Origin of the sequence: Flavobacterium agri, assembly GCF_013401995.1 — a bacterium.
GTDB classification, from domain to species: Bacteria; Bacteroidota; Bacteroidia; order Flavobacteriales; family Flavobacteriaceae; genus Flavobacterium; species Flavobacterium agri.
On the sequence record NZ_JACBJI010000014.1, the window covers coordinates 1 to 6,086 of the forward strand.

Consider the following 6,086-nt stretch of genomic DNA (forward strand, 5'->3'; position numbering starts at 1 on the left):
TACGGCTACCAGGGCCAGGAGAACGACGACGAGGTCAAGGGCAAGGGGAATTCGTTGAACTATACCTTCAGGATGCATGATCCAAGGGTGGGGAGGTTCTTTGCGGTGGATCCGTTGGAGAAGAAATATCCGTGGTATACACCGTATCAGTTTAGTGGGAATAGAGTTGTAGATATGGTAGAATTGGAAGGCTTGGAGCCCGATGAGCCAGATCAAGCAAAATATAAATATAAAACTTTTGCAATTGATGGACCATATGTGTTAACAGGAGGAGATGAATTGTATCAACAAAACAAAGAATTGCTGGATGTCGAAAATCGCGTTTCAAACACAGATGAAAGTATCTTTTTCGGAAACAATCGAAATGACCCCATGCAACGATATGTAAATACTGATAATATTTACATAATGAGCAACACGACGGAAAATAAAATTAAAGATGAAAATGCAATGGTAAATATTCTATTAGGAAATTTCATCTGGGGAGAAGGTCCTGAAAATATCGTATTTCCTAAAAATGGAAAATTTTCAGGATTGATGAAAAATTCAATTGCTGTGGGAGAATCACTAATCAAATGGGACCGGAAAGGACAAAGTGACGGAATTTTTGCTTGGAGCATGGGGGCACGAAATGAAATAAATACTGATATTAAAAGCGGCTTTTTAAGCCTTGAACATTTCATGGGAAGTGTTAGTGTCCGAATCGGCAAGGTTGATTCAGACAATATTTTGGTTGAAATATTTAATGTTACTAGTTTTACATCGGGCAACCTTACCAAGGACATCCCATTTGTAAACTGGTTCGTAGATAGCCCTATGTCGACTGTTCGAGAACCTTATGATGTCTACCCCTACCTAACAGAGCAACGTACTTACTCCAATACGAGTCAGTACTTTAGTTTTACTATGAATAAAAAAGAGTATACCAATAAAATTAGGCAATATGGCTATGGTGCAAAAAAATAGACTGCTATTTATCACATCTATAATTTTGTTTTTTGCATTGTCATGTACTAACAAAATTGAACGCCAACTCATGGGCAATTACAAGGTATCGGAATATGAAAATAAGTCTAGTGCTGATAAAACAGGATCCGATATTAAACTTTATCTGTTAGAAAACAATGATTTCGAGTTTGATCTCGACGGCAAGAAAGTCGTCGGTAAATGGGAAGCGTATGACAACGGGGACCTTATGCTGATAGATTTTAAAATCAATAATTTGGAATACCAAGGTATGGTCGGTGGCAACATTGATAATTTGAATGAAATAAAGATTCTTAACCCAGAATCTTTTTTATCAAAAGACATTATAAACATTACTTTCAAAAAATAATATTTGTATTCTCTGTTTTAATATATGCGAAGAAAAATACATGGCTGTGTAAGATGAACAAAACATATCGTTAAATGTTTTAATTCTGTTTGTTATTTCATTTAAAACTAAATGATTAGAAAGCCTCTAATTTCTCTTTTCACCCAATTCATCCGCGATACCGAAACCGGCAGGCGACTCAAGAAGAACGGCGAGCGCATCCGGCCCGATAGCATACAGAACTACAAGTACGTGCTGCTCAACCTGACGCGATTTTCGGAAAGCACCGGTTTCGATTTGCGCATACGCGATACCTCGCGGCTCAACAAACGCGAATTGCTGGTCGAGAAGAATTATTGGAAAAAGTTCTATCGCGGCTTTACCGACTATCTGTACAAGAACGGCTGCCACGACAATTACGTAGGCGCGAACATCAAGACGATACGGGTTTTCTTCAATTACCTCAAGACCGAGAAACACATCCATACGGGTGATTTCCACAAGCAATTCTATGTGCGAAAAGAAGAAATCGAGATACAGGTCTTGTCGCCCGACCAACTCAAGTTCCTAATCCACGACAAATCGTTTGAGGAAAAGCTCACCGACCGTCAGCGCAAGGTCAAGGACATTTTCGTGTTCGGGTGTACGACCGGTTTGCGTTTCTCGGATCTGTTCCTGCTCACCAAACACAATTTCGAGCACACGGACGGCAAGTGGTACCTCAAGGTGAAATCGAAGAAGACCAAAGCATTCACCAAGGTGCGGTTGCCCGAATATGCGGTCAGAATCTTCGAACAATGGTCGGCATCGAATAACAAAAGGGCGACGGTGTTCGGACAGTTGAGCCTGTTCAACTTCAACAAAACGCTCAAGGAAATCGGGGAAGCCGCAGGTTTTACCGATCCTGTGGACGTATCACGCGAAAAGCTCGGTAAGGCGGTCAAAATGGCTTCATCTGCCAATACGCCGATACGTTTTTGCGACAAGATGAGTTCGCACATGATGCGCCGCACAGCCATTACGACGATGCTCATATTAGGCATGCCCGACCACCTGGTGCGAAAAGTGAGCGGGCATACGCAGGGCGGGAATTCCTTTAACCGGTATGTGCATCATGCGCAGGCGTATATGGATACGGAGATTGAGAAACTGCACGGGAAGCTGGAGACAATCTGATTGTGCATTTCAAAGTCCAAATATGTAGCCTAAAAGGCTTGAATTACAATGGTCCGTCCAATTCCTGACTTAAGAACGGACCATAGTTTTATAATCTGATCTATTATGGTTTTTTTGCGTGAATGGTTCAATAAAACATATTTGTAGTTTTGTATGCTGTCGGGTCGGATAAGCTCGCCGTTCCTCTTGAGCCGCTTACCGGTTTTGGTGTCGCGGATGAATTTGGTGAAGAGTGGAAGTAAGAGCATGGAGGTCTTCATGTCACGGTTTTGGGATATAAATAAAGAAAAAACATTCCATATAGGAATGTTTAATGATGTTTTCCATTGCCGGATAATTTCATCGACCCGACAATTAGAGTTGACGGATATTACTATCTATAATTCCCATTTTAATGTGATGGTTTTTTCGCCAGACTTTTTATTTTATGAATATTTTCTTGACTGATCCAAGTTGTGTTTCTATTTTGATTATTATAAACAATACTCTCTTGACCGTAATCAAGTGCTTTTAATAGGTTCAGGCATAGGCCTAGCCAATAATTAGACTCCGATTGAAACACAGACATTGTTATTTTGTCTAAAGGAAAATAGCGAATTATTTCCTTCTGATCTACAAGAAATGAATTCAAGAAATCTTCAAAATTCAATTCAAGTATTTTATAAAAACCTATAAAGTTATTTTCACTATAGGGTAGGATATAAATAGTGCCTTGATCTATTAATATCCATGCCGAATCCGTTATTCCAAAATGTAGATTGATTAATTCGAAAACGGCGATTTTTTGAAATCTGATTTCCTGGTTTTCGAATATAAGGGTATCATAAATACTATTTTTCATGTTTCAAGAATTAAAATGTCGTTGAAGCATTATGTCGGACCGTCTGGCCAGTTTTACTTTGCAGGAATTTCTTGAATTGCTCCCTAATTTGAGGAGTCCAGTTTTGATGATAATGACCTGACATTTCGTTGGTAATAATTTCTCCATTACTTCCTCTTTTAAACATACCCCCTACAACTTGTTTCGGATCTCCGTTAATAGTTTTTACGAGATTTTGGTGAGGCGAAAGCCCTTTGGTCGACATCTGGACTTTTCCAACTACAAATGTATTTGTAGTCGGGTCAAAAACAAATTCTGTCGCAACTTTAGGCGCATAATTCCTGAACTGTGCTACCGATTTAACTCTCGGGCTGACTTCTAAAACACCTTCTGTTGGTCCCGAACCCACTGTACGCTTATTCGGTGTGTACCATGCCTCTTTTGTGATAGGCCCATACATAACCGTATTATTTTGAATATCAATAACGGTTTTAACGGTTTCTGTATAGTTGGATTGGTCTTCGGACAAGAATTGATCCTTAAAGAAGGCTAGTGTGTGTTCAGATTGATCAGCGACAAAATCTTGGAATAATTCAACTTTATTCTCATTACCTCTACCATAAGATCCCGCAAAACCTATGTAATAATCAGTATTATTATAAGTTACTTTGTATTTTTTTACTGGGATTTTATAATATCTATCGATCAGCCCCCAAAAAAGCACAACGTGATTGTATCGTTTAACATGAGTTAAGGTGAAATGTGTTTTCCCGTTTACAATTGTAAGAGTATAATGGTATTCTTCTGCACCGTCCAAATCAATTGCTTGGATCGGGGTGTTCCCTGCAAACTGAAATGGCGTATACCATGGAAACTTTTTTTCCAAAGGATCTATTGACAAAAACCTTCCAACTCTTGGGTCATAAAATCTTTTTTCATAATTTATACTATTCCCCTTCGATTTTAACTCGTTATCTTGTTCCATACTATTAAACCCGTATCTATAGCTGTCGATGTTGGTATCGGAGCGCTCTTTCTGCAGCATCCCGAAAGGATCCGGAGACTACCGACAATATGCAGGCGCCGGACCGTTTGGAGAACGGAACTGCGGGAACTTCGGCCGAAGGCTTGCCACAATATCTGCCACGAAATTACGCGGATGCGAAAGCCTTGGCGAGGTTTACAGAAAATCGGCAGACCACCTCGTGCGAAAAGTGAGCGGGCATACGCAGGGCGGGAATTCATTTAACCGTTATGTGCACCATGCGCAGGCGTATATGGATACGGAGATTGAGAAACTGCATGGAAAGTTGGAGGCGGTTTGACGATAACTGCTCACACGTGTTTTTATCTTTTGTTAATTGGTCATTTGCAGGATCATTTTTCACACGAAAAATCACCAAGCCTAGAATGTCCATCTATTTGCCATTCTGATGTGTTTTCTAAATATTCATTTGATAAATCTTTTAAATCGAAAACATCTATTATTTGGTTGAAATGCTCATTATTAAAATTGCTATCTGCACCTACTACAATGACTTTATGGTTACTTAAAACAATAATAAAGTCCATTTCGTCATTGCGCAAAATCCTTTCTATTAAAACGGGCTTGTCGTTCGAGGAATCGTAATTGCTTCTTTCATACAAATCATAACCAACAGAAATAACATCAATTTTACTAAGCTTGCAATTATCTAGCTCAAATATTCCCTTGGAAGTTTTGAAAGCTATAATTAGAAAACCCGTAAATTTTTTGTCTTGTTTTATGAAAACTGACTGAAGTTCCGAATTGATCATTTGTCGAAATTTTTGTAATTAATTTTGAGTACTTTGGAAAGTAGCGCTTTCGATCTCATCTTTTTCAGCTTGCTTTTGATTTACTGGCGTAATACCTGTATTGTAGTGCCCTAAAGTTGTTGCACTTCGTCTAGCTTCTCTCCAATACTCTTTAGCGGCATCAGATTTTGTATTTCCTAACGCGTTTAACAAGTCCGCAAATTCCATTGCGGCCTCGTAAGCGGTATAAATTTCAGCTGCAACAGCAAGTACCTTAAACACTTTAGGTAAAACCGGAGTAATTTTTGTTCCGTAGCCTGTCAACTCACCGACTCTGAATTTTAAGCTTTTACCTAGAATTGATTTTCCTTCTACAACAGCAACTTCGGCTCCTTTCAATGCATCATCGTTAGCCGCGATAAAATTAAATTTTCCATTATTTATCTTATAGATTTCCCCACCATCACTTTTCATATAGTCCCATAATTTCTGATTTCTAATCGCGTCAGCTTTTGATTGAATTTCTTTTGGCAAATTCTTAGGACCATTATAATTTAATTCGCCTAGAGCCTCTTTGAACCATCCACTATATTGTTTATATGATATTTCTTTTGCTGTAGTTATATCTAATTTTACTTTTAATTGGATAGGAGCTTTCGCGACAGACGCACCAGCTCCACTAGAGCTTTTTGTCATGCTAAAAAAATGAAACTCGGCATTTTGTGTAAACTTTGAATTGAATCCGTCGCTAAAAATCCCATAAGCTCCATCAACACTTGTCCTATGAAAAAGTTCGGATTCCTCTAATCCTTCGAGTTCGATTGCGCTTATCACTTTATTCCCACTAAAGCTATACGGCGTATAATGCGGATACTCCTTCGTCAACGGATCCACCGCAAAGAACCTCCCCACCCTCGGATCGTGCATCCTGAAGGTATAGTTCAACGAATTCCCCTTGCCCTTGACCTCGTCGTCGTTCTCCTGGCCCTGGTAGCCGTA

The 6,086-nt window shown here is 39.3% G+C and carries 5 protein-coding genes and 2 pseudogenes; 3 read left to right on the plus strand and 4 right to left on the minus strand.

Translation table 11 applies throughout. The features are described 5' to 3' along the window. From HZF10_RS17560 to HZF10_RS17570, 3 genes and pseudogenes are all read left to right on the plus strand, one after another. Positions 1-966 (plus strand): annotated as a pseudogene (locus tag HZF10_RS17560) (hypothetical protein); the annotation flags it as partial. A 70-nt stretch (positions 967-1,036) separates the two neighbouring features. Beyond that, a complete protein-coding gene (locus tag HZF10_RS17565; RefSeq protein ID WP_176007549.1) occupies positions 1,037-1,336 on the plus strand; it encodes a hypothetical protein in 300 nt (99 codons plus the stop codon). A 111-nt stretch (positions 1,337-1,447) separates the two neighbouring features. Next, positions 1,448-2,491: a tyrosine-type recombinase/integrase gene (locus tag HZF10_RS17570; RefSeq protein WP_176007550.1), complete on the plus strand. Its 1,044-nt coding sequence runs from the start codon at positions 1,448-1,450 to the stop codon at positions 2,489-2,491. A gap of 391 nt (positions 2,492-2,882) precedes the next feature. Here the strand turns inward: HZF10_RS17570 and HZF10_RS17575 are convergent, their stop codons facing one another. The 4 genes and pseudogenes from HZF10_RS17575 to HZF10_RS17590 form a co-directional block, all read right to left on the minus strand. After that, positions 2,883-3,332 (minus strand): hypothetical protein, encoded by a 450-nt coding sequence (locus HZF10_RS17575; protein WP_176007551.1) that lies wholly within the window; start codon positions 3,330-3,332, stop codon positions 2,883-2,885. Positions 3,333-3,342: 10 nt separating this feature from the next. Further along, entirely contained in the window at positions 3,343-4,356 is a 1,014-nt protein-coding gene (locus HZF10_RS17580) for a polymorphic toxin type 43 domain-containing protein (RefSeq protein ID WP_246282661.1), read from the minus strand. A 332-nt stretch (positions 4,357-4,688) separates the two neighbouring features. Continuing rightward, on the minus strand, positions 4,689-5,108 hold the full coding sequence (locus tag HZF10_RS17585) for a hypothetical protein (protein ID WP_176007553.1): 420 nt from the start codon (positions 5,106-5,108) through the stop codon (positions 4,689-4,691). A gap of 18 nt (positions 5,109-5,126) precedes the next feature. Next, positions 5,127-6,086, minus strand: a pseudogene (locus tag HZF10_RS17590) (hypothetical protein); the annotation flags it as partial.